This window comes from Rhizobium viscosum (assembly GCF_014873945.1).
Classification (GTDB): domain Bacteria; phylum Pseudomonadota; class Alphaproteobacteria; order Rhizobiales; family Rhizobiaceae; genus Rhizobium; species Rhizobium viscosum.
Window position 1 is genome coordinate 2,149,539 of sequence record NZ_JADBEC010000001.1, and the last position, 22,797, is coordinate 2,172,335.

A 22,797-nucleotide genomic window follows, 5' to 3' on the forward strand; every position below is an offset into this window, starting at 1 on the left:
GTTTGATCGTCGCAACAATTCTCCGAGATTGATTAACGGGGGCGCTTTTTCTAAAAGTGCCCCCAAAATCATTCTGGAGGACACCCCATGCGTTCAATTCTTCTGGCCTGTGCCGCAACTTTGGCTCTCACACTGCCGGTCAAGGCCGCTGACGTCACGGTTGCCGTGACCGCAATCGTCGAACATCCGGCGCTCGATGCTGCGCGTAAAGGCGTACTCGATGCGCTGACTGCTGCCGGCTATAAGGAAGGCGAAAACCTCAAGTTCGTATTCGAATCCGCGCAGGGCAATCCCGCGACGGCAGCCCAGATCGCTCGCCAGTTCGCCGGCGACGAACCCAATGTCATCGTGCCGATCTCCACGCCGTCGGCCCAGGCCGTCGTTTCGGCGACGCGCGATATCCCTGTTGTCTTCACTGCCGTGTCCGATCCGCTCGGCGCGCAGCTCGTCAAGAACATGGACAAGCCGGGTGGGAACGTGACGGGCCTTTCCGACATGTCGCCGGTCGGCGAGCATATCGCGCTCATCAAGGAAATCCTGCCTGATGTGAAGACGATCGGCTACCTCTACAATTCCGGCGAGGCGAATTCGGTCTCGCTGCTGGCGGCACTGAAGGCTGAAGCTGAGAAGGCCGGCATCACCATCGTTGAATCGGCTGCAACGAAGTCCGCCGAAGTGCAGGGCGCTGCCCGTGCGCTCGTCGGCCGCGCCGATGCAATCTACATCCCGACGGACAACACAATCATCTCGGCTCTCGAAGGTGCCGTCGCCGTTGCGGAAGAGAGCAAGCTGCCTCTCTTCACCGCGGATACGGATTCCGTTTCGCGCGGGTCGATCGCAGCGCTTGGCTTCAACTATTACGACGTCGGCAAGCAGACAGGCGAGATTGTCGTTCGCGTGCTGAAGGGTGAAAACCCAGGTGATATCGCGGTGAAGACCGCGGCCGGCAGCGACCTCGTCATCAACAAGGCAGCTGCGGCCAAGATGGGTGTCACCCTGCCGGAAAGCGTTGTCTCGCGCGCCAACAAGGTCATCGAATAATCGACTGTCGTTCCAAGGTCTTAGTTACGATCAGCCGCTCCCGTTTGCACGGGGGCGGCTGAATATATTAAAAGGCTCCCGTTTCGCGACGGGCGGAACGGAAACAAAAAGGGGCTGAAAGCCTTGAGCCAAATTGCATTCTGGGGGGCCGTCGAGCTCGGCCTGGTTTATTCCTTCGTCGCGCTCGGCGTTTATCTTGCGTTCCGTGTACTCGATTTTCCGGATCTGACAGTGGACGGTTCGTTCCCGCTCGGTGCTGCCGTGACTGCGGTGCTGATCATCGCCGGCGTCAATGCGTGGCTCGCAGCACTGATCGCGATGGCAGCAGGGGCTGGAGCCGGAATGGTGACGGCGCTCCTCAACGTGCGCTTCAAGATCCTCAACTTGCTTGCCTCTATCCTGACGATGATCGCGCTCTTCTCGGTTAATCTACGCGTCATGGGCAAGCCGAATGTTGCGCTTATCAATGCTGATACGATGATCAGTCCCTTCTTCGGACATGGGCTCAGGGATTTTTACGTTCGGCCGCTCTTCGTCGGCACCCTCGTTGTTATCGCCGTCATCGTCGTCTGGCGCTTTCTTGAAAGCGATGCCGGGCTTGCGATGCGTGCGACCGGCGCCAATGCCCGCATGGCCCGTGCCCAGGGTGTCGATACCAGCCGGCAGATCTATCTGGGCATGGCGATTTCCAATGCGCTGGTGGCACTCGGTGGCGCGCTCTTTGCGCAGACCAACGGGTTTGCGGATGTCACCTCGGGTGTCGGCACCATCGTCGTCGGCCTTGCCGCCGTCATCATCGGCGAGACGCTGCTCGGCCGGCGTGGACTGCTGATTGCGCTTGTCGGATGCGTGTTCGGCTCGATCATCTATCGCATCGCCATCCAGCTGGCACTGTCGAGCGACGTCATCGGCCTGCAGGCTTCCGACCTCAATTTCGTGACAGCGGTGCTTGTCACCATCGCGCTCATTCTTCCTCGCCTTCGCGGAGGTGCCGCATCATGATCAGCGTCAAGGATATCAAGGTCGTTTTCGGGCGCGGCACGCCGCTGCAAAAACAGGCGCTGAACGGCGTCAGCCTGACCATCGAGCAAGGCTCCTTCGTCACCGTCATCGGCTCCAACGGCGCCGGTAAATCGACACTGCTCGGCGTTCTCGCCGGCGATGTCCTGCCGAGCGAAGGTTCGGTGCTGATCGGCAAGACCGACGTGACGCGTAAGTCGACGGCAGGGCGTGCCGGCATGGTCGCCCGCGTATTCCAGGATCCGCTGACGGGAAGCTGCGGTGCGCTGTCGATCGAGGAAAATCTCGCGCTGGCCGCACGCCGTGGTGAGAAGCGCGGGCTTGCGTCAGCGCTCGGGGGCAGCAGGCGCGATTATTTCCGGGAGCGGATCGCCGAACTGAATCTCGGGCTGGAAAACCGGCTGAAGGACCGCATGGACCTGTTGTCCGGTGGTCAGCGGCAGGCGGTTTCGCTGGTCATGGCGACGCTTGCCGGTTCCGAAGTGTTGCTGCTCGACGAGCATACCGCAGCGCTCGATCCTGGCATGGCGGAGTTCGTCATGAACCTCACGCAGAAGATCGTTTCCGAACGCAAGCTCACGACGATGATGGTGACGCACTCCATGCGGCAGGCGCTGGATTACGGCCATCGCACGATCATGCTGCACGGTGGCGAGATCGTGCTCGACGTGGCCGGCGACAACAGGAAGAACCTGCAGGTCGAGGACCTGATCGCGATGTTCCGCAAGATGCGCGGCCAGACGCTCGACGACGATGCGCTGCTGATCGGCTAGGCCGACAGCGTGCTGATCGGGTAAGCCGACAGCGTGGTGATCGGGTGATCAGCGTGCCTGTGTGAGCAGGATTTTGGCGGCGAAGACCGAGAAGACGCCGGCGAAGGTATAATCCATGCCGCGCAGCACCTTCCTGTTGTTCTGCAGCCAGCTCGACAGCCAGTCGGCTGCCATGACGACGGTTGCATTGACCGGCATGCCGATGACGATGAAACAGAAGCCGAGGAAGAGCAGCTTGTGCGTGACGGCCGGATCGTTGGCGCTGACGAACTGTGGCAGGAAAGTCATGAAGAAGATGATGACTTTCGGGTTCAGCAGGTTGACCCAGAAACCTGAGGAAATGTTCGACAGGATCGTGCCCTTCGGGCCTTCGACCTTGGCGACCGTCAGCTTGGAGCCGTAGCGGATCGCCTGAACGGCCAGCCAGAAGAGATAGGCGGCACCGCCGGTCTTCAGGATCAGAAAGGCGGTCGGGGAAGCGGTAATCAGCGCCGAGATCCCGAAGGCAACCAGCATCGTGTGCACGACGATGCCGAGGCTGGTGCCAAGAACAACGAAAAGGGCTGCCTTCTTGCCTTGCACCAGTGCGCGGCTGATCGACAATGTCATGTCAGGGCCTGGGGTCGCCGCCAGCAGTAAGGTCGCGGCGGCAAAGGCAAGAAGCGTCGGAAAGCTCGGCAGGAAATCCATGGTCTGCTCTGAAAGCCGGAAAAAGATGTGACGGATCTCTTATCCGGCTTTCAGAAAATTACCAATCAAACCTTGTGATAGCGCCGATTACTTCTGTTCAAGGTAGGTCTTGAACTTGTCGGCATAATCCTTGTGCCAGCGCGACAACGGCGGACGATTCTCGATGATGTCGCCGATCGCCCAGGCCATGCGGCGCTCATCGACGGGGCGGGCGACGTCATTATCGGGGCAGAGAATATAGAAATCGCCGCGCTCGAGACTTTCGACCATGAAATCGATCGTCTGTTCCGGCGTCCAGGCGCCAGCCGGCTTTTCGCTGCGGTCGCCCTTGGTAAGGCCGGTGAAGACGAAACCGGGGATCAGCAAATGTGCGGAAATGCCTGCGCCTGCGGTGTTGCGCAGTTCATGCTCGAGCGCTTCTGTGAAAACCTTCACGCCGGCTTTTGAAATATTATAGGCGGGGTTGCCGGGCGGCGTGGTAATGCCCTGCTTGGAGCCGGTATTGATGATGAGGCCGGGTTCGTTATGGGCGATCATGCCGGGGCCGAAGGCTCTGACGCCGTTGATGACACCGAGGAGATTGACGGCGAGTATATTGTCCCAATTGGCCTGAGCGCTGAAGATCGAAGTTTCCGGGCCGATACCAGCGTTGTTCATCAGCACATGCACGCGGCCAAAGCGCTGAATGACGGCTCGCTCGAGCGCTTCGATCTGGTCCTTCTGCGAGACATCGGTCTCCACGGCCATCACGTGTTCCTGGCCGGCGATCGCCTCCAGTTCGGCGCGTGCTTCTGCGAGCTTGTCGCCACCGAGATCGGCGATCACCACGCTCATGCCGGCCTTGGCAAAGTGTTTTGCGGCGGCAAGGCCGATGCCGGATGCACCCCCGGTGATGACGGCAACATTGGATTTCTTGAAAATGTCTTGAATATTTGTCACGGCCTGGCCTCTCCTCGGAGCATTGTTCGGACGGTGCCGAATATGGGCTCACGGTTTGCGCTGTCAAACCCCCAGGCGTCGTTTGCTACCCTCCTTGCCCTTGCGTCACGCGCCAATCTCGCTAAAAGTGCCGGGATACCGGGCTTTGCGGGTGTGCCGCGGCCTCTATGCAACGGACCTCATCATCATGGCATCATACAAAGACGTGAAGAAAGTCGTGCTCGCTTATTCAGGCGGTCTCGATACCTCGATCATCCTGAAGTGGCTGCAGACGGAGCTCGGCGCCGAAGTCGTCACCTTCACCGCCGATCTCGGCCAGGGCGAAGAGCTGGAGCCGGCGCGCAAGAAGGCCGAGATGCTCGGCATCAAGGAGATCTATATCGAGGACGTGCGTGAAGAATTCGTGCGCGATTTCGTCTTCCCGATGTTCCGTGCCAATGCCGTCTATGAAGGCGTCTACCTGCTCGGCACTTCGATCGCCCGTCCGCTGATTTCCAAGCACCTCATCGACATCGCCCGAAAGACTGGCGCGGATGCGATCGCGCACGGCGCGACCGGTAAGGGCAACGATCAGGTCCGTTTCGAGCTTTCGGCCTATGCGCTGAACCCCGATATCAAAATCATCGCACCGTGGCGCGACTGGTCGTTCAAGAGCCGTACCGATCTGCTCGAATTCGCTGAAAAGCACCAGATCCCGGTTGCGAAGGACAAGAAGGGCGAAGCGCCTTTCTCCGTAGACGCCAACCTGCTGCACTCCTCTTCCGAGGGTAAGGTTCTGGAAGATCCGGCGCAGGAAGCGCCTGAATATGTGCATATGCGCACGATCTCCCCGGAAGCGGCCCCCGACAAGGCGACCACCATCAAGGTCGGCTTCCGCAAGGGTGACGCCGTCTCGATCAATGGTGTCGAGATGTCTCCGGCCACGCTGCTCGCGACCCTTAACAATTATGGCCGCGACAACGGCATCGGCCGCCTCGACCTTGTCGAGAACCGCTACGTCGGCATGAAATCGCGCGGCGTCTACGAGACCCCCGGCGGCACGATCCTGCTCGCAGCGCATCGCGCCATCGAATCGATCACGCTCGACCGTGGTGCTGCTCACCTCAAGGATGAGCTGATGCCGCGCTATGCCGAGCTCATCTATTACGGCTTCTGGTTCTCGCCGGAGCGCGAAATGCTGCAGGCTCTCATCGACAAGAGCCAGGAGCATGTCGAAGGTGAAGTGACGCTGAAGCTCTACAAGGGTAATGTCATGGTCATCGGCCGCGAGAGCGAAAAGTCGCTCTATTCCGACAAGCTCGTCACCTTCGAAGACGACCAGGGCGCTTACGATCAGAAGGATGCCGCCGGCTTCATCAAGCTCAACGCGCTGCGTCTTCGCACGCTCGGCAAACGTAACCTCAAGAAGTAAGTCACACCAGACCGATCCTGAAAGGCCCGCCGGCTCTGCCGCGCGGGCCCTTTCTTTGTCGCGCCGATTGCAGGTTGTAACGTCTTGACGCGGCAGGGCTATCGCATAAGCTGAGCTGTCATCACCGGAGCCTTTCTATGCCGCTTTCCCTGCTTGTCGGCGCCTTTCTGGCGGCGCTCTTCTATGTGCTCATCCCCGGACCGGCCTTCCTGCAGCTTCTCGGTATTGGCGCGGGGCAGGGCCGCAAGGCAGGCGCTTTTTTCATGATGGGCCATCTCGTCGGCGATCTGGTCTGGTCGGGGCTGGCGCTGGTTGCGATCGTCGGCGCAAAGACGATCGGCACGTTCGTTTTCGACCTGCTGGGACTTGCCTGCGGCTTCTATCTCGCCTGGATCGGCTGGAGCGCCGTCAATGCCAAGCCGAAGGCCGAGGGGCAGGGGCTGCTCGTCGTGGAACGGCCGTTCCGCCGTGGATTGATTTTCGGCGTCACCAATCCGAAAGGCTATCCCGTGGCGCTCGCCACTTTCACGGCGCTGGTCGCGGGCTCTGCAAGCGCGCTCGATTTTCAGGCCCTGCCGATGCTGCTCAGCGTTTCCTTCGTCGGTTTCGTCACTGCTGATATCATCCTGATCGGCATCATCGGTGCCGGCGTCGTGCGTCGCTTCTACCGCGCGCATGAGCGGCTGATCGTACGCTGCTCTGGTGTGCTCTTCATGGGCTTTGCCGTACAGGCGCTGTGGCACGCCACACCCGGTCTGCTTGGCTGGCGAAAGGCCTGATCAGGCCTCGTTGACGAGGAAGCCGACGACCGAATTCAGCGTCTGAACCTCATTCGGATCGCCGATCGACATGGCGATCTGAAGCTGGTTGCGATAATAGTCGAGGAAGTTGAAGCTCGTGCCGTCTGTGACGTTGGACAGGTCGATGACATTGCCGAGCGGATCGATCGCGTGCATCGGCAGCGGTTCGGATATTGCTGCAAACGTATTCTGATCGATCAGGCCGTTATCGTAGCCTTGTCGGGCATAGCTGCGCAATTCGCCCGGGCTGACGGCTGTAAAATCGAGCGCCTGCCTGTTGTCAGAGTCTTCGATCTGGAATGAACCTTGGGCGACAGTGGGCTTCGGCTCAATTGTAATATCAGCGGTCTTCGAACTTTTTGCGTTATTATTGGGATTATTTTTGAATAGCAAACTCTGAGAAGACCGCACGGAAAAGATTTCCATGCGCATGTCCTCTTACTTGAAGATTAAGGGGAATTTAGCGTCTTGGCCCGATTCGCGTCAATCGTTAACGATTGGTTAATTTTTATGTATCAATTCTTGCCCCCAAGATTTAGCCGGGCGCGCAAAAGTCCAAGTCAGCCACATATCAATTCCGTGATGGCCTCCCTATATTACCGATCCACTTGCCGGCATAAAGGACTTTCATATGTCTTCTCCCAGTCAATTCAATCAGGCACTTATCAACTGGAATGGCCTTCATGGCCTGCCGCGTTTTGACGCGGTCGCCGATGGCGATTTCGCTGCGGCCTTCGAGTCCGCTCTTGCCTCGCACGAAAGAGAGATCGACGCGCTCGCCAGCAACAAGGAAGAGCCGACATTCGACAATACGGTCGTCGCGCTCGAGATCGCTGGCGATGAGCTGTCGCGCGTTTCCGCTCTTTTCTGGAATCGCGCCGGCGCCCATACAAACGATGTCATTCAGGCGCTGGAGCGCGAAATCTCCCCGAAAATGTCGCGGCACTATTCGAAGATCGGCATGAATGCGGATCTCTTCAAGCGGATCGATGCACTCTGGGAGAAACGTGAAAGTCTTGGCCTGACGCTGGAGCAGACGCGCGTGCTGGAGCGGCACTGGAAGGGCTTCGTCAAGTCCGGTGCCAAGCTGCCAAAGGCGGAGCAGGAAAAGCTTGCCTCGATCAATGAAAAACTTGCCGGCCTCGGCACCAGCTTCGGGCAGAACGTGCTGGCCGACGAGAAGAGCTGGTTGCTCATCCTCTCCAGCGAAGACGAGCTGGCCGGCCTTCCCGATTTCCTGCGCGACGCGATGGCGGCAGCCGCACGCGAACGCGGCGAGGACGGCAAATATGCCGTAACCTTGTCGCGCTCGATCATCGAGCCCTTCCTGACGTTTTCCGAGCGCCGTGATTTGCGCGAGCAGGCTTTCAAGGCCTGGGTGGCACGCGGTGAAAATGCCGGCGCCACCGACAATCGTGGCGTCATCCGCGAGACGCTTGCCCTGCGTGGCGAGGTGGCGAAGCTTCTTGGCTATGGCAATTTCGCCGAACTGAAGCTCGACAACACGATGGCAAAAACGCCGCAAGCCGTGAACGACCTGTTGCGCGCAGTCTGGTCGAGAGCGGTAAAGCGCGCCCAGGAGGAAGAAGCGGATATTGCCGGGTTGATCACCGCCGAAGGCAAGAACCATGACGTCATGCCCTGGGATTGGCGCCACTACGCCGAGAAGATCCGCGCGCAGCGGTTCAATTTCTCGGAAGCGGAACTGAAGCCCTATCTGCAGCTCGAAAAGATCATCGATGCCTGCTTTGATGTTGCTGGCCGGCTGTTCGGTATTCGGGCGGTGGAGAAGAAAGGGATCGCTGCCTATCATCCTGACGTGCGCGTCTTCGAGATCCGCGACCGTGACGACAAGCTGGTCGCACTTTTCCTCGGCGATTACTTCGCGCGCAGCTCGAAGCGTTCGGGTGCCTGGATGAGTTCGTTCCAGTCGCAGCACAAGCTGGTGCTGAAGAACGGCCACCATGGCGAGATGCCGATCATCTACAATGTCTGCAACTTTGCGAAGCCCGCGGAAGGCAAGCCCGCGCTGCTTTCGCTCGATGATGCGCGCACGCTGTTCCACGAGTTCGGTCATGCGCTGCACGGCATGCTCTCCAACGTCACCTATCCGTCGGTTGCCGGTACGGGCGTCTCGCGCGATTTCGTGGAACTGCCCTCGCAGCTTTACGAGCATTGGCTGACTGTTCCGGCCATTCTCAAGGAATATGCCGTGCATTTCGAAACCGGAGAGCCGATGCCGCAGGCACTGCTCGACAAGGTGCTGGCGGCGCGCACCTTCAATTCCGGCTTCGCCACCGTCGAATTCACCTCCTCGGCGCTCGTCGACATGGCCTTCCATACGAGAAACAAGGTTGATGATCCGATGGCCGTGCAGGCTGAGGTGCTCTCGGAGATCGGCATGCCGAAATCGATCGTCATGCGTCATGCCACGCCGCACTTCCAGCATATCTTCTCGGGCGGTTATTCGGCCGGCTACTATTCCTACATGTGGTCGGAAGTGCTTGATGCCGATGCCTTCGCCGCCTTCGAGGAGACGGGCGATGCCTTTGATGGTGAAATGGCCAGGAAGCTACGGGACAATATCTACTCCACCGGCGGTTCGGTCGATCCGGAAGATGCCTACAAGGGGTTCCGCGGCAAGCTGCCGAGCCCGGATGCGATGCTGGTGAAGAAGGGGCTTGCGACCTTCGAGGAATTGACAGGCAGCGACGCATAAGACAGTTTGATGACAAGGAGCAAAGCGGCATGGTGAAAGCCATGCCGCAGCTTTCGCGTGCCACCCCCTTTCGCAATCGCGAAAAAAACGGTATGAGCGCGCCAAACATAAATGGCGCGTCCACTAAGCGTAGCGCCCCAGCCTCAGAGATTATGACAAATGGCACTTCGCAACATCGCGATCATCGCGCACGTTGACCATGGCAAAACGACCCTCGTCGACGAGCTCCTGAAACAGTCCGGTTCGTTCCGCGAGAACCAGCGCGTTGCAGAACGTGTGATGGACTCGAACGATCTCGAAAAGGAACGCGGCATCACCATTCTCGCCAAGGCGACCTCGGTCGAATGGAAGGGTGTCCGCATCAACATCGTCGACACCCCCGGCCACGCCGACTTCGGCGGTGAAGTCGAGCGCATTCTCTCGATGGTGGATGGCGCGATCGTTCTGGTCGATTCCTCCGAAGGCCCGATGCCGCAGACGAAGTTCGTCGTCTCCAAGGCTCTGAAGGTCGGCCTTCGCCCGATCGTCGCGATCAACAAGATCGACCGTCCCGACGGCCGCCACGAAGAAGTCATCAACGAAGTCTTCGACCTCTTTGCAAATCTCGATGCGACCGACGAACAGCTCGACTTCCCGATCATGTACGGTTCGGGCCGCGACGGCTGGATGAACGTCAATCCCGAGGGTCCGAAGGACGAGGGCCTTGCGCCGCTTCTCGATCTGGTTCTCAAGCATGTTCCGGAGCCGACTGTCGAAGAAGGTCCGTTCCGCATGATCGGCACCATCCTCGAAGCCAACCCCTTCCTTGGCCGTATCATCACCGGCCGTATCGCATCGGGCTCGATCAAGCCGAACCAGTCCGTCAAGGTTCTCGGTCAGGACGGGAAGCTCATCGAAACCGGTCGTATTTCCAAGATCCTCGCTTTCCGCGGCATCGAACGTCAGCCGATCGACGATGCGCAGGCGGGCGACATCGTCGCCATCGCCGGCCTCTCCAAGGGTACTGTCGCCGACACATTCTGCGATCCGTCGGTCGCGGAAGCCATGAAGGCGCAGCCGATCGATCCGCCGACGGTCACCATGTCCTTCATCGTCAACGACAGCCCGCTCGCAGGCACCGAAGGCGACAAGGTGACGAGCCGCGTCATCCGCGACCGTCTCTTCAAGGAAGCCGAAGGCAACGTCGCCCTGAAGATCGAAGAAGCCGAAGGCAAGGATTCGTTCTACGTGTCCGGCCGCGGTGAACTTCAGCTCGCCGTTCTCATCGAAACCATGCGTCGTGAAGGTTTCGAACTTGCCGTATCGCGTCCGCGTGTCGTGATGCACAAGGACGAAAACGGCCAGCTTCTGGAGCCGATCGAAGAAGTCGTCATCGACGTCGACGAAGAGCATTCCGGTGTCGTCGTCCAGAAAATGTCCGAGCGCAAGGCTGAAATGGCCGAGCTGCGTCCGTCGGGCGGCAACCGTCTTCGCCTGCGTTTCTACGCGCCGACCCGCGGCCTGATCGGCTACCAGTCGGAACTGCTGACGGATACGCGTGGTACGGCGATCATGAACCGCCTGTTCCACGACTACCAGCCCTACAAGGGTGTGATCGGTGGCCGCGTCAACGGCGTGCTACTCGCCAACGGTTCCGGCGAAGCCGTCGCCTATGCAATGTTCAACCTGGAAGATCGCGGCCCGATGATCATCGAGCCGGGCGAAAAGGTCTATGCCGGCATGATCATCGGCATCCATTCGCGCGACAACGACCTTGAAGTGAACGTCCTGAAGGGCAAGCAGCTCACCAACATCCGCGCCGCCGGCAAGGATGAAGCGGTGAAGCTGACGCCGCCGATCCGCATGACGCTTGATCGTGCTCTCTCCTGGATCCAGGACGACGAGTTGATGGAAGTGACGCCGAAGAACATTCGCCTGCGCAAGATGTATCTCGATGCCAACGACCGCAAGCGTTTCGAAAAGTCCAAGGCGGCCCTCTAAGAGCCTGAAGCCTTCCCTTAAAACCCCGGCCTTCGCGCCGGGGTTTTTTATTGTGCGCTGCGTCGATTCCGGCTTGTGACAATCGTTAAAAAAGCGTTAAAATTTCGTTGTCGTCCACATATCAAGTCTGTGGGCAATCGATCACGATGCGGTTGTCGCATATGGTTAATTGCCTCCGGCAGGACCAGAGTAAGCGTTATGAAGACGTTGTCGATCGATGTCCGGCGGGCTGAACCGCATGATGCCCGAGCCATTTCGGAAGCCCATCGGCTTTCCTGGCAGCATACTTATGCGGGCATCATTCCGCATCGTGCTCTGACCCAGATGATCGAGCGCCGCGGTGAAAACTGGTGGCGCAAGGCCACTCGCGGCCCGGCGACATTGCTCGTTTTGGATGTGGCGGGGACCGTCGCTGGTTATGCAACCCTCGGCCTTAATCGCGCCCGCGCACTGCCTCAGGAAGGCGAAATCTACGAGCTTTATCTGCGCCCGGAATATCAGGGTATCGGCCTCGGCAAGCTGCTTTTCGGCGAAGCCCGGCGGCTTTTGAAGTCTCTGGGCTGCAACGGTATGGTTGTCTGGTGCCTGGAAGAAAATGAAACGGCCGCTGACTTTTATCGCGACCATGGCGGAATCGATTTCTGCGAAGGTATGGAAAACTTCGACCATAAGCAGATCAAAAAGATCGGCTTCATCTGGAATTGATTGCAGGTGCCGCAGCCTCGCATCCTTTGTTAGAAAAACTATATATTCTGGCCGCCTCGCATATTAAGCAATGCTTGCGAGGCATGTTGCGTTGCGTCATGAAACCGATTAACTGGCTTCGAGCAATTCAACCTCCCGGGAGTTTCCTATGCGCATCGATGCCGTTTCAATCGGTAAGAATCCACCTGAAGACGTCAATGTCATCGTCGAGGTTCCGGTCGGCGGTCATCCGATCAAGTATGAAATGGACAAGGAAGCCGGCACACTGGTCGTCGATCGTTTCCTCTACACGCCGATGACCTATCCGGGGAACTACGGTTTCGTACCGCACACGCTGTCGGAAGATGGCGACCCGATCGACGTGCTGATCGCCAGCACCCGTCCGCTGGTTCCGGGCTGCGTCATCAATGTCCGCCCGATCGGCGTTCTGAAGATGGAAGACAATTCCGGCAAGGACGAGAAGATCATCGCCGTCCCCTCGCCGAAGCTGACGCTGCGCTATGAGAAGGTCAAGGATTATACCGACCTTCCGGAAATCACGCTGAAGCAGATCGAGCACTTCTTCGAGCACTACAAGGATCTCGAGCCTGGCAAGTGGGTAAAGATCTATGGCTGGGGCGATTCCAAGGAGGCGGGCGAACTGATCCTCGAAGCCATCGCGCGTGCCAAGAAAGAAAAGGCCTGATCCAGCCTTTACGCAATTCCAGACGCAAAACCGGTGCACAGTTTTTTGGAATTGCTTTAGCCGAATAGCGTTTCGAGCTTGTTGATCAAATCCTCCGGGTCTCCATCGATCCGGAGGATTTTTTTGCGCGACGTATCGCCGGAAGCAAGGCTGACCGAGGACTTGGCAATACCCAAAGACTTGGCGACGAGCGCTATGAGGGCCTTGTTGGCTTTTCCCTTTTCCGGGACGGCGGTGACGCGCGCCTTCAAGAGCGTACCGCCTTCGCCATCTGGTTCGATACCGTCGATGGTATCCCGCCCGCCATTCGGCGTCAGCCGTACGGCAAGACGTATGTGATCACCGGAAAGCTTCCAGGGGCGGTTCAAACGACCAGCGAGTATAGGAAGGGCTTGATCGGATTATTGAGTATGGCCTGTATGAATATGATGATGAGCAGCAGAATAATCGGAGAGATGTCGATGCCGCCCAAATTGGGCAGAAAGCGGCGTATGGGCCGCAACGCGGGTTCAGTCGCGTTATAGAAGAAACTGCCCAACTGGTTCACAAACTGGTTGTTCGAATTGATGACGTTGAATGCGTACAGCCATGAAAAAATGGCGCTGGCAATGATCACGTACCAATAGAGGTTCAAAGCCACATCGATGATTAGAAATATGGCCTGAAGAATTCCCGCCATTACCGTCTCCAGTTCGTTGTTGACAGATATGTAGACATTGGCGATTAAACGAGCAAGGGCTGTGTGGAGACGCATGGCAAATCATGTTTAACGGGTCGCTTTGCCGGCAATTCCGCGCCCGTCTTCTCGGAAAAGCTTCATGTCGCTTTCGTCCACCGGAGACCGTTTTGCCGCGTTCCGGCATCCGTCTTACACGCGCTTCTTTTTTGCGAAGTTCCTGCTTTCCTTCTCGCAGCAGATCGTCAGCGTCGCGGTTGGCTGGCAAATGTACGACCAGACCGGGAGTGCTATCTATCTCGGTCTGATCGGGCTTGTGCAGTTCCTGCCGTCTCTCGTGCTGATCCTTGTCACCGGCTCGGTGGCCGATCGGCATAATCGCCGCGCCATTGCCTCGATCTGCTCACTCGTCAGCGCGCTCTGCACGCTCGCGTTGCTCGGAATGACGATCACCGGCAGCTTTTCACCGATCCCAGTCTTCATCGTGCTTTTGGTCTTCGGCATCGAGCGGGCGTTCATGACGCCGGCCGTGCAGTCGCTTGCGCCGAACCTCGTGCCGGAGAAGGATCTCTCCAATGCGATCGCATGGAATTCGTCCTCCTGGCAGCTGGCGGCCATCACCGGCCCCGTGCTCGGCGGTCTGCTTTATGGCGTCAGCGCTTCGACGGCCTATATGGTCGCTGTCATCTTTTCTGCACTCGGCGCGATCCTGCTCTACATGATCCCCAAGCCGCCGCAAAAGACGACGGGCGAGGCCAGGAGCTGGGACATGATCCTCGGCGGTTTCCGCTATATCCGGGAAGAGAAAGTCGTACTTGGCGCCATCTCGCTCGATCTCTTCGCCGTTTTGCTTGGCGGCGCTACCGCACTGATGCCGATCTTTGCGCGCGATATACTCACACTTGGGCCTTGGGGGCTCGGCCTGCTGCGCTCGGCGCCGGGTGTGGGCGCCATCATCATGGCGATCTTCCTTGCTGCCTATCCGCTGAAGCATAGGGCCGGCCTGTATATGTTCATCGGGGTTGCGATTTTCGGCCTCGGCACGATCGTGTTCGGCTTCTCGACCAATACTGAGGTTTCCATCGCAGCGCTCGCCATCATGGGCGCTGCGGATATGATCTCCGTTTATGTCCGCGAGAGCCTGATCGCGCTCTGGACGCCGGACCACCTGCGCGGCCGCGTCAACGCGGTCAATACGGTCTTTGTCGGCGCGTCCAACGAGCTCGGTGAGTTCCGGGCGGGCACCATGGCCTCGGTCTTCGGTGCGGTTCCGGCCGTCATTGTCGGCGGCGTCGGTACGCTCGCCGTAGCCGCCATCTGGGCAAACGGTTTTCCGAAGCTCAGGAAGATCGATACGCTCGACGCGCCTATACGAGAAGTGGTGTAGTGGCGGCTGCCGTCTTCCCTTCGAAGACGATATCCAGGAAGTCATCGAGCCACGCTTTAAGCGGCGCATCGAACAGCATGCGGCCTTCCAGATGTTCGCGTCCCTGCTGCGCGTTCGGCAGGATGAAGCGATGCGCGCCGTGCACGACCCAGCGATGCATCATCACCCGCGTCAGCTCCGCATGGAATTGCAGGCCCCAGGCATTGTCGTTGTAGCGGAAGGCCTGGTTGGGATAGGCGTCGCCGGACGCCAGCAACTCGGCGCCATGCGGCAGTTCGAATCCTTCCCGGTGGAAGTGATAGACCATTTTCGGCCAGCGCATCAGCCGCCGGCCCCTTTCGGTCGTATGCAGCGGATACCAGCCGATCTCTGTCGATCCGTCACAATTGGCCGCAACCTTGCTGCCGAGCTTTCGCGCCAGCATCTGCGCGCCAAGGCATATACCGAGATAGGGCCGGTTTTCCTTGAGCGGCACTTCCAGCCAGTCGATCTCCGCCTTGACGAATTCTTCTGGGTCATTGGCGCTCATCGGGCCGCCGAAAATCACCGCGCCGGCATGGTTTTCAAGGGTGCAAGGTAGGGGATCACCAAGGGCGGGGCGACGGATATCGAGATCATAACCTTTCCCGACGAGAAGCTGGCCGACACGACCGGGGCTGGAGCGCTCCTGATGAAGAATGATGAGAACAGGGCGCCTGTCGCGTCTCACGCTTCTGTCAGTCAGCGTCATCCTGCACCACCTGTGCGTTTGTCACCCGTGCTGCCGCCTCCTGCCGCTTCTGAATACGCTCACGAGAGGACACTCCCAGGAGATCGGCGATCCGCCAGATCACATGGTCTTCCATTTCGCTGCGCTCGCCATCGGCATAGACGATATCCCAGAGAATGCCGATCAACTCCAGACGCTGCTCGGTATTGAGATGTCTCTTTAGATCGGAGGTGAAGCGGAAATAATCAACTGCCGTGCTTTCGGCTTCCAGCCCCGCGGCCATCAAGGCGTCGAGCTGTTTGCCATCGAGCGCATATTGCTCCTTCAGGAGCTTGCGCAGCCGCTTCTTTTCGCTGTCCTTGATCTGGCCGTCGGCCTCCATGACCTGCATACAGAGTGCAGCAACTGCGATGCGCGGGTCATCGGGGGCAAAGCCTGCTTTGGGGCGGTCGGCGGTCAGATTCTGGAAGAATGCCTGAAAGCGTTCGAACATGCGGTTTTTGTTCCATTTCAGAAAAGGCGGAGCCGTGTCTTGGGTTCCGGTTCCATCTTGGGATCGCGGACACCAGGATCGTCCGGCAGGCGGCCAAAGAAGGGTTTTGGTTCAGAAGCGGCAGGAACCGGCCGGGGAGTGGACGGTTCGGCAGCTTTTGCCGGTGCGGGTGCCGGAGTTGCCGGGCGCACGGCTTCGGCAATCGTCGCTGCCCGTTCCAGCTCGATGATGCGGTGGTCGTTAACCACGCTTTCCGGCCGGGTTTCTCGCAGCGGCGGCAGGGTCTTCAGCGCTGTTTCGATCGAAGTGGTCGACCCTTCCTCGACGGGGCCTTCGAGCTGGCCGAAAGGCGCCTTCCACTCGAAAGCGTCGAGACGGCCAGTTACCGGCGAGACCGGCAGCCACTTGTCGGAAACGAAACCATCGGCAACCCAGGCCGGATCACGCGGCGCCTTCAGCGCCTGTGCCAGCCAATGGCGCACGCGTCCCTGATCGCCGGTCTCCGCTTCCTCGATATCTGCAAGCAACAGGAAGGCCGCCTCGCGGGGCTCGATACGGGCAGCAGCCTCCGCCTTGGCGCCGGCCTTGGAGAATTCCTGCGCATCGAGCGCTGCATGTGCGACGATGAGGAGAGATTCGACATTGTTCGGCCGCATGCCTTCCAGCCGCTCGGCGCGCTTCAGGCGATCAAGCGTTGAATCGCCGCTGCGGGCGCGGACATAAACGCGGCCGATCTCCGGGTGAGGTCCGGCCTTCCACGCCTGTTCGAGTATGGATGCTGCCTTGCGGATGCCGCCTTCGCGGAACAGCGCCTTTGCGGCAATCAGGGCGGCGGGTACAAAATCCACCGACAGCTTCAGCGCCTGCAAGGCATCGTCGCGGGCGCCGGCGGGATTGCTTTCCAGCTTGTCATCCGCACGGGCAGTCAGCAGCACGGCATGCAGGCGGTTTGCTTCGGCCTTTTCAACGACCTTGGCGGCCTTCTGCTGTTCCAGTAGGCGGATGGCGTCATCCCAGCGACCGGACTGGCTGCGATATTCGAGCGTCGCCTGCGCGGCCCAAGGCAGGTAAGGCGCGTTATCGGCGGCCTTTTCGGCGTACTGGCGGGCAGCTTCGTTGGCACCGAGGCGCTTGGCCTCCAGGTAAAGACCGCGCAGCCCGAGCTCCCGCGTCTCTGGGTCGTTGGCCATGGCTTCGAACTTGGAGCGTGCCTCGTCGTAGCGACCTTCGATGAGAGCGGCCTGTGCTTCGAGAAGATTGATCAGCGGTTCCTGATCGGCGCGGATGAGGCCGCGCGAGCGGGCAGCCATCTTGCGGGCGAGCAGGGCATTGCCTGCGCCGGCGGCGATCAGGCCGGTCGACAGGGCTTGATAGCCACGGTCACGCTTACGGGCGCGAAAAAAGCGTGTCACCGAATGTGGAGAGGTCCAGACGAGGCGGATGAACCACCAGGCGACCATGACAGCGGCGATCAGCGCGATGATGGCGCTTGCCGCGACGATCAGCTTGGTCTGGTAAATCTGGCCTTCCCAGATCAGCGACAGATCGCCGGGGCGATCGGCAAGCCAGGAGAAACCATAGGCGAGAACGAGGACGAGGAGCGCGAAGATAACCAGGCGGACCATACTCATCCTTCCTTGCCGGTGCCGGAAACGGCCTTGGAGAGGGCACCGCCGACGAGATCCTCGACGCGGATACGGGCTTCGAGCGACTGCTTGAATGCGGCGGAAGCCTGCTTGGCGACAGCAGGCAGGCTGTTCCATTCGGTGGCGGCACCGGGCAGATCGCCGTTCTTCACCTTGTCCTCCATGCGGGCGGCGATCGCTTCAACGCTTTCGCCTTCGACATTGCCGACGGGGCGAACCGACACGAGCGATTTGGCGCTCGACATCAGCCGGTCCGACCAGCTCTGATTGGGATCGGGCTGGTTGACGGATTCGACGATGGCAGCGGCGACATCCGGAACCTGTCGGATCAGCTCGGCACGTGAAGGCACGCCGGTTTCGGCAAAATTGCGGAGATCGGTTGCAGCGGGATCATCGGGTGCTACGCCGGCAAACGTATCGAGTTCGGCGATGAAGGGGCCACCGCGGTCGATCGCGGCCTTGAGAGCTGCGGCTGCAATGGCGCGGGCGACGGCGACATCCTCGCGCGGCTCGTTCAGTTTCTTTTCGGCTTCGGCGAGACGACTCGAAATATCGGCGCCATTGGAGGCCTGCTGCTCGGTGGTCTGGGCAAGGCTCGTCTTCAACTGATCGATTTCGGCGGTCAGGTCTGCAATCTTCTGGTTGAGTGCCTCGACATCGGCCGAACCGGTCGTCGTACCTGAGACAGGTGTCCGAGGCGCCGCTTCGAGAGCCGCAATGCGCTTTTCGAGAGCGCTGCTATCAGCGGCTGGTGGCGGATTGGCGGCAAGGTTTGCGATCGATTGCTTGAGTCCCTCGATCTCGCCGGAGAGGTCGGCCATTTCGGCAGAGTTCGGCGGCTGGTGGGACGAGCCTGGCAGATAACCGGCATATTGAATGGCTCCGGCGCCAAGCAGGGCAACAAGACCGCCGAAGATGCCAGCGGCAATCAGGCCGGAGGTCATTACGCTCTTCTGTGGCGGCGGCTGTACCGGCTCTGATGGCGGCAGCTCCTTCGAAAGGGACTCTTCCTGTGCGCCGGCGGCGCGTTCGCTCTCATGTTCCGACAACGGCTCACCGCCGGCTTCTGCAGCGGCTACGGCTTCGGTGACAGGCGCATGATCGGCTGCTTGCGTGGCTTCTTCTGCAGGCTTTTCAGGATCAGTCGCCGAGGCGAAGTCCTGCGCGTCCAGGTCGATCGTGACCGGCTCGTCGGAGCTCTTCGAGTGGCGTGGCGGATTTCCCGATACCATGAGGTCCTCATTATCCTGCAGTGCAACGAAACTAGACAGGGATGGCAATTAAGGGAAGAGGTTAGATCAAATTTGGGCGGCTCAAGCCTTCAAAGCAGCGACAAAAGGTTTTTTTCATCCGGCATCTGCGAAATCTCCAGGGCCGTTTTCAACGCCGGTGGAACTGCTTCCGCAACAGTGTTGCTGAGACAAATGAGACGGATTTTCGGCAGCTGCAATAAAAGAGATTCTGCTTGCGGTATGCGGAAGAAATTTCCGGCCGTTTGGCGGGAGTAAAAAAGAACTGCGTCAGGAGGATTGTTCGTCAGGAGAGCAGCGACAGTCTCCGGGTTGGGGGCAACAGGCTCCATCCGGTAGCATTCAATCACCCGGAAATGCCGCTCGAGCTCCTTCAGGCGCGTCTCGAAGGTCTCGGCGCGCGGACTGCCGGCGAGATAGAGAAGCCTGTCCACGTTGTTTGTCGCAATGAGTTCGGCCAGCTCGCGGCCGTTGCCCGATGACGCCGTCACAGATTGGAACCCTAGTCTGCGGGCCTCCTCGGCCGTCGTTTCGCCAACGGCGAAGAGACGGCGCGAAAGGTGAGGAGCCAGCGCCTCACCCAAAGACTGCAACATACGCACCGCTTCCGCGCTCGTTATGGCTATCGCCCCATTGGTTGTTTCCAGGGCGTGCCGAGCGGCGGTCATGTCATGGACGGGACGGGCGAGTGGCAGCAGCAGCGGCTCATGACCCAGCTCGCGCAAACGTTGAGCGGTGCGCTCGCCCGAATGCGCCGGACGGGTGACGAGCACGCGCATGCAGGCTATCTCCAGTCCTCGAAGAAGTTGCTGCCGGCCCTTGCGCGCACGTCCTGTCCGGCGCGGGTGCCGAGGGCTGCGGCATCGCGGCGGTGGCCGTCGATGGTTATCGCATGCTGCCGGCGGCCGTCGGGAGTGAGGATGAGGCCCGAGAAGCGGATCTGATCACCCTCGCAGACGGCGTAACCGCCGATCGGCGTGCGACAGGAGCCATCGAGGGCGGCAAGGAAGGCGCGCTCGCAGGAGACCGTGTCGAATGTCGGCGCATCGTTGATTGGCGCCAGCAGCTCGTCGATCCTTGTGTCGCCGATGCGACTTTCGATGCAGATCGCGCCCTGTGCGGGTGCCGGCGGGAAGCTGTCGGGGTCGAGGATATCGGTGATCACCTCGACCTTGCCGAGGCGCTTGAGGCCGGCAAGTGCCAGAAGCGTCGCATCGACCTGGCCTTCCTGCAGCTTGCGCAGGCGCGTGTCGACGAGGCCGCGGAAGGTGATGACATTGATATCGGGCCGCATGCGGCGGATGAGCGCCTGACGGCGAAGCGAGGAAGAGCCGACCGTCGCGCCATGCGGCAGGTCGATCAGCTTCGGCGCGGTGCGGCCGACGACGGCGTCGCGGATATCTTCGCGCGGAAGGTAAGTGGAGAGATAGAGACCTTCCGGCAGGACAGTCGGCATGTCCTTGCTCGAATGCACGGCGAGATCGAGATCGCCGGCAGCGAGCTGCTGCTCCAGCTCTTGTGTGAAAAGTCCTTTGCCGCCGATCTCGGCCAGCGAACGATCGGTAATGCGATCGCCCTTGGTCGTCAGCACGACGATCTCGAACATCTCCTGTGGCAGATTGTGGGCTGCCATCAGCCGGTCGCGGGCTTCATGTGCCTGCGCGAGCGCCAGCGGGCTGCCGCGTGTGCCGATCCGGAAAGGTTTTGTTTGCATCCGCTTTGATCCGTTGTTACCGGAGTTCTCGTAAACAGGTTTAAACCCTATCGCAATCAACGAACAGGTTTCATGGCTCCCTTTCTGCGCATCCTGGGCATCGAGACAAGCTGCGACGAGACCGCCGCTGCGGTCGTCGAGCGCGATGCCGAAGGCCGCTCTAATGTCCTGTCGGATGTCGTTCTTTCCCAGCTCGACGAGCATAGCGCCTATGGCGGCGTGGTGCCGGAGATCGCTGCCCGCGCCCATGTCGAGGCGCTGGACGAGCTGATTGACGAGGCCCTGAAGCGCGCCAATGTGTCGCTCTCGGATGTCGACGCCATTGCCGCGACATCGGGGCCTGGCCTCATCGGAGGGCTGCTTGTCGGGCTGATGACCGGCAAGGCAATCGCCAAGGCAGCCGGCAAGCCGCTTTACGCCGTCAACCATCTGGAGGGCCATGCGCTGACGGCGCGGCTGACGGACGGGCTTTCCTTTCCCTATCTCATGCTGCTGGTTTCCGGTGGCCACACGCAGCTCATCCTCGTGCGCGGCATCGGTGACTATGAGCGCTGGGGCACGACGATCGATGACGCGTTAGGAGAAGCCTTCGACAAGACGGCGAAACTGCTCGGTCTTCCCTATCCCGGCGGACCCGCGGTGGAGCAGATGGCGCAGGATGGCAATGCCGATCGTTTCAATTTTCCGCGGCCGCTGGTCGGCGAGGCGCGGCTCGATTTTTCCTTCTCGGGCCTGAAGACGGCTGTGCGCCAGGCAGCGACCGAGATTGCGCCGCTGACGGATCAGGATGTGGCCGATATCTGCGCTTCCTTCCAGAAGGCGATTTCCCGCACAATGAAAGATCGCATCGGCCGCGGCCTGAAGCGATTCAAGGCGGAATTTCCGGATCTTCCGGAAAAGCCGGCGCTGGTGGTGGCTGGTGGTGTCGCAGCGAACCAGGAGATCCGCAGCACGCTGCAGGCGCTTTGCGACAAGAATGGCTTCCGTTTTATCGCGCCGCCGCTCCACCTCTGCACCGACAACGCCGTGATGATTGCCTGGGCCGGACTTGAGCGCATGGCAAATGGCATTGCGCCTGACGATCTCGACGTGCAGCCGCGCTCGCGCTGGCCGCTCGATACCAACGCAGCGACCGTGCTCGGGTCTGGAAAGCGGGGAGCCAAGGCATGAGCGAGCGCATCGCCGTCGTCGGATCGGGAGCTTTCGGCACGGCGCTTGCAGCCGTCATCGCGCTGACAGGACGCAATTCGGCTGTGCTCGTCGGTCGCGATCCGTCGCTGATCGAAGACCTCAGGGCGGATCGGCTGCACGACGCCGTTCTGCCGGGCATTCCGCTGCCGGAAGCGCTGGAATTTTCCGCTGAAGCAGATGCGATCGGCAATGCAGGCATCGTGCTTTTCGCGATGCCCTCGCAGGCGCAGGCGGACGCTGCCCGGAACTATGGTCCTTATCTGGCTAAAGACGCCACCGTCGTCACCTGCGCGAAGGGTATCGAGCGGCAGACCGGCGCGCTTCTGACCGATATGCTGGAGCGGGAATTGCCCGATCACCCGGTCGGCGTGCTCTCCGGTCCGGGTTTTGCGGCCGATATAGCCAAAGGGCTGCCGACGGCCATGGCGATCGCTGCGGCCGACATGCAGGTCGCCGAACGGCTGGCGCAGGCGGTCTCGGGCCGCACCTTTCGGCTCTATGCTTCGGCAGATCCGATCGGCGTACAGCTCGGCGGTGCTCTGAAGAATGTGCTGGCGATTGCCTGCGGCATTGTCGAAGGCGCCGGTATTGGCGATTCGGCTCGAGCGGCGCTGATTGCCCGTGGTCTCGCCGAGATGTCACGCTTCATCGTCGCCAAGGGCGGGCACGCCGATACGGCGCGCGGTCTTTCCGGCCTCGGCGATCTGGTGCTGACGGCAACCAGCCATCAGTCACGCAATCTGCGTTTCGGGATCGCGCTCGGGCGCGGCGAAAAGGTCGATCCGTCCCGTGGCGAGCTGGTGGAAGGGGCGTTCGCCGCGGCTGTCGCCTCGCGGCTTGCCGGGGAGCTCGGCGTCGAGATGCCGATCACCGATGCGGTCTCTGCGATCATCGAAGGCAAGCTCGGCATATCCGAAGCCATCGAACAATTGATGACACGTCCGATTACGACCGAATAGGAGACAGAC

23 protein-coding genes are annotated in these 22,797 nt (G+C 60.2%); 12 read left to right on the plus strand and 11 right to left on the minus strand.

What is annotated here, in order from left to right:
• Positions 1-87: 87 nt before the first annotated feature.
• From H4W29_RS10640 to H4W29_RS10650, 3 genes are all read left to right on the plus strand, one after another.
• Positions 88-1,041: an ABC transporter substrate-binding protein gene (locus tag H4W29_RS10640; protein WP_192728885.1), complete on the plus strand. Its 954-nt coding sequence runs from the start codon at positions 88-90 to the stop codon at positions 1,039-1,041.
• 123 nt (positions 1,042-1,164) lie between these two features.
• Positions 1,165-2,043 (plus strand): ABC transporter permease, encoded by an 879-nt coding sequence (locus H4W29_RS10645; protein ID WP_192728886.1) that lies wholly within the window; start codon positions 1,165-1,167, stop codon positions 2,041-2,043.
• Positions 2,040-2,834, plus strand: a complete 795-nt coding sequence (locus H4W29_RS10650) for an ABC transporter ATP-binding protein (protein ID WP_192728887.1) — start codon at positions 2,040-2,042, stop codon at positions 2,832-2,834. Before H4W29_RS10645 ends, H4W29_RS10650 begins: the two co-directional genes overlap by 4 nt.
• Before the next feature lie 48 nt (positions 2,835-2,882).
• Here the strand turns inward: H4W29_RS10650 and H4W29_RS10655 are convergent, their stop codons facing one another.
• Positions 2,883-3,524 carry a LysE family translocator gene (locus H4W29_RS10655; protein ID WP_192728888.1) on the minus strand — a complete coding sequence of 214 codons (642 nt, stop codon included), beginning with the start codon at positions 3,522-3,524 and terminating at the stop codon, positions 2,883-2,885.
• A gap of 87 nt (positions 3,525-3,611) precedes the next feature.
• Positions 3,612-4,463 (minus strand): SDR family NAD(P)-dependent oxidoreductase, encoded by an 852-nt coding sequence (locus H4W29_RS10660; RefSeq protein ID WP_192728889.1) that lies wholly within the window; start codon positions 4,461-4,463, stop codon positions 3,612-3,614.
• Positions 4,464-4,650: 187 nt separating this feature from the next.
• Here H4W29_RS10660 and H4W29_RS10665 point away from each other — a divergent pair, with 187 nt between their 5' ends.
• Entirely contained in the window at positions 4,651-5,874 is a 1,224-nt protein-coding gene (locus H4W29_RS10665; RefSeq protein ID WP_007814510.1) for an argininosuccinate synthase, read from the plus strand.
• A 137-nt stretch (positions 5,875-6,011) separates the two neighbouring features.
• Positions 6,012-6,653, plus strand: coding sequence for a LysE family translocator (locus tag H4W29_RS10670; RefSeq protein ID WP_192728890.1), 642 nt, complete (start codon positions 6,012-6,014; stop codon positions 6,651-6,653).
• Here the strand turns inward: H4W29_RS10670 and H4W29_RS10675 are convergent, their stop codons facing one another.
• Positions 6,654-7,100 carry a hypothetical protein gene (locus H4W29_RS10675; RefSeq protein ID WP_007814507.1) on the minus strand — a complete coding sequence of 149 codons (447 nt, stop codon included), beginning with the start codon at positions 7,098-7,100 and terminating at the stop codon, positions 6,654-6,656.
• A gap of 205 nt (positions 7,101-7,305) precedes the next feature.
• Here H4W29_RS10675 and H4W29_RS10680 point away from each other — a divergent pair, with 205 nt between their 5' ends.
• The 4 genes from H4W29_RS10680 (at position 7,306) to ppa (ending at position 12,763) form a co-directional block, all read left to right on the plus strand.
• Positions 7,306-9,393 (plus strand): M3 family metallopeptidase, encoded by a 2,088-nt coding sequence (locus H4W29_RS10680; RefSeq protein ID WP_192728891.1) that lies wholly within the window; start codon positions 7,306-7,308, stop codon positions 9,391-9,393.
• 159 nt (positions 9,394-9,552) lie between these two features.
• The gene (gene typA, locus H4W29_RS10685; RefSeq protein WP_192728892.1) at positions 9,553-11,373 is read left to right on the plus strand and encodes a translational GTPase TypA; all 1,821 of its coding nucleotides are present in this window, start codon (positions 9,553-9,555) and stop codon (positions 11,371-11,373) included.
• 198 nt (positions 11,374-11,571) lie between these two features.
• Entirely contained in the window at positions 11,572-12,078 is a 507-nt protein-coding gene (locus tag H4W29_RS10690; RefSeq protein ID WP_192730710.1) for a GNAT family N-acetyltransferase, read from the plus strand.
• A gap of 148 nt (positions 12,079-12,226) precedes the next feature.
• A complete protein-coding gene (gene ppa / locus H4W29_RS10695; RefSeq protein ID WP_192728893.1) occupies positions 12,227-12,763 on the plus strand; it encodes an inorganic diphosphatase in 537 nt (178 codons plus the stop codon).
• 56 nt (positions 12,764-12,819) lie between these two features.
• On the opposite strand, the gene H4W29_RS10700 is transcribed toward ppa, so the two are convergent.
• Together H4W29_RS10700 and H4W29_RS10705 are read right to left on the minus strand one after the other, a co-directional pair.
• The gene (locus H4W29_RS10700) at positions 12,820-13,131 is read right to left on the minus strand and encodes a DUF167 domain-containing protein (RefSeq protein ID WP_192728894.1); all 312 of its coding nucleotides are present in this window, start codon (positions 13,129-13,131) and stop codon (positions 12,820-12,822) included.
• Positions 13,128-13,517 (minus strand): YggT family protein, encoded by a 390-nt coding sequence (locus H4W29_RS10705; RefSeq protein WP_192728895.1) that lies wholly within the window; start codon positions 13,515-13,517, stop codon positions 13,128-13,130. The genes H4W29_RS10700 and H4W29_RS10705 overlap by 4 nt, the downstream gene beginning before the upstream one ends.
• 64 nt (positions 13,518-13,581) lie before the next feature.
• Between H4W29_RS10705 and H4W29_RS10710 the strand changes: the two genes are divergently transcribed.
• Positions 13,582-14,826, plus strand: a complete 1,245-nt coding sequence (locus tag H4W29_RS10710; RefSeq protein ID WP_192728896.1) for an MFS transporter — start codon at positions 13,582-13,584, stop codon at positions 14,824-14,826.
• Here the strand turns inward: H4W29_RS10710 and H4W29_RS10715 are convergent.
• From H4W29_RS10715 to hemC, 6 genes are all read right to left on the minus strand, one after another.
• Positions 14,807-15,556 (minus strand): glutamine amidotransferase, encoded by a 750-nt coding sequence (locus H4W29_RS10715; RefSeq protein ID WP_192728897.1) that lies wholly within the window; start codon positions 15,554-15,556, stop codon positions 14,807-14,809. The two genes, H4W29_RS10710 and H4W29_RS10715, sit on opposite strands and share 20 nt — an antisense overlap.
• On the minus strand, positions 15,543-16,028 hold the full coding sequence (locus H4W29_RS10720; RefSeq protein WP_192728898.1) for a tellurite resistance TerB family protein: 486 nt from the start codon (positions 16,026-16,028) through the stop codon (positions 15,543-15,545). Before H4W29_RS10720 ends, H4W29_RS10715 begins: the two co-directional genes overlap by 14 nt.
• A 17-nt stretch (positions 16,029-16,045) precedes the next feature.
• A complete protein-coding gene (locus tag H4W29_RS10725) occupies positions 16,046-17,653 on the minus strand; it encodes a heme biosynthesis protein HemY (RefSeq protein ID WP_192728899.1) in 1,608 nt (535 codons plus the stop codon).
• A 2-nt stretch (positions 17,654-17,655) separates the two neighbouring features.
• Positions 17,656-18,906, minus strand: coding sequence for a COG4223 family protein (locus H4W29_RS10730; RefSeq protein ID WP_192728900.1), 1,251 nt, complete (start codon positions 18,904-18,906; stop codon positions 17,656-17,658).
• Between the two features lie 89 nt (positions 18,907-18,995).
• A complete protein-coding gene (locus tag H4W29_RS10735; protein ID WP_192728901.1) occupies positions 18,996-19,703 on the minus strand; it encodes a uroporphyrinogen-III synthase in 708 nt (235 codons plus the stop codon).
• 5 nt (positions 19,704-19,708) lie between these two features.
• Positions 19,709-20,638: a hydroxymethylbilane synthase gene (gene hemC / locus H4W29_RS10740; RefSeq protein ID WP_192728902.1), complete on the minus strand. Its 930-nt coding sequence runs from the start codon at positions 20,636-20,638 to the stop codon at positions 19,709-19,711.
• A 72-nt stretch (positions 20,639-20,710) separates the two neighbouring features.
• Between hemC and tsaD the strand changes: the two genes are divergently transcribed.
• Together tsaD and H4W29_RS10750 are read left to right on the plus strand one after the other, a co-directional pair.
• The gene (gene tsaD / locus H4W29_RS10745; RefSeq protein WP_192728903.1) at positions 20,711-21,808 is read left to right on the plus strand and encodes a tRNA (adenosine(37)-N6)-threonylcarbamoyltransferase complex transferase subunit TsaD; all 1,098 of its coding nucleotides are present in this window, start codon (positions 20,711-20,713) and stop codon (positions 21,806-21,808) included.
• Positions 21,805-22,788 (plus strand): NAD(P)H-dependent glycerol-3-phosphate dehydrogenase, encoded by a 984-nt coding sequence (locus H4W29_RS10750; protein WP_192728904.1) that lies wholly within the window; start codon positions 21,805-21,807, stop codon positions 22,786-22,788. Before tsaD ends, H4W29_RS10750 begins: the two co-directional genes overlap by 4 nt.
• The last annotated feature ends 9 nt before the right edge of the window (positions 22,789-22,797 follow it).